Origin of the sequence: Agromyces binzhouensis, assembly GCF_004135055.1 — a bacterium.
Lineage (GTDB): Bacteria > Actinomycetota > Actinomycetes > Actinomycetales > Microbacteriaceae > Agromyces > Agromyces binzhouensis.
In genome coordinates this window covers 1-646 of record NZ_SDPL01000783.1, presented here as the reverse complement: position 1 = coordinate 646, position 646 = coordinate 1, and the positions used below count along the sequence as shown (strand labels likewise).

The 646-nt window shown below is 74.0% G+C and carries 1 protein-coding gene; it reads right to left on the bottom strand.

All coding sequences use genetic code 11. From position 1 onward, the window contains the following. The coding region (locus ESO86_RS18205) for a PH domain-containing protein (RefSeq protein WP_165308432.1) at positions 1–646 on the bottom strand (646 nt) is incomplete at both ends.

The following is a 646-nucleotide window of genomic DNA, read 5'->3' as shown; positions in this document are numbered from 1 at the left end:
AGCGGGACGAGGTCGTCGAACGCGTCGGGCGCGAGCAGGCCGATCACGCGTCGGACGTCGTCGGCGGTGCCGACCGGCAGCACGAGCGTGCGCCGGGCGGCGTCGCCCGCCTGGGCGACCGACTGGCCGGCGACGTTCACGCGCACGGTCCACCAGCCGAATGCGCGCCAGAGGAGCCACTGCGACGCCTCGATGGCGTGCACGCGGCCGGGCGGGATGGTCTGGTTCGCGGTCGAGAGCAGTCCCGACCCGATGCGGACGCCGTCGCGCGTGCCGGCGATCGAGTAGCGGAGCGAGCCGGTGATCCGCGACCACAGGTAGCTCACGACGCCGATCGCGGCGGGCACGAAGGTGAACAGCATCCACAGCGTGCCGGTCGTGAGCGCCACGACGATGATCACGATGATCGCGACGAGCCAGATCATCGAGCCGCCGAGGAGCGCCGACGCGATCACGCGCGGCAGCGGGAGCCGCACCACCGATTCGGGCGGTGCGAGATCGGGGTCGAGCTCGGGCGAGAGGAACTCGTCGACGCGACGCCCCACCACCGTGCCCGCGCGATCGACCACGGACGGCGCGCCCGATGCGGGCTGCGCGACGCCCGAGGCATCCGCCGCCGCCCCCACGACCGGGACGGCGTCGCCCG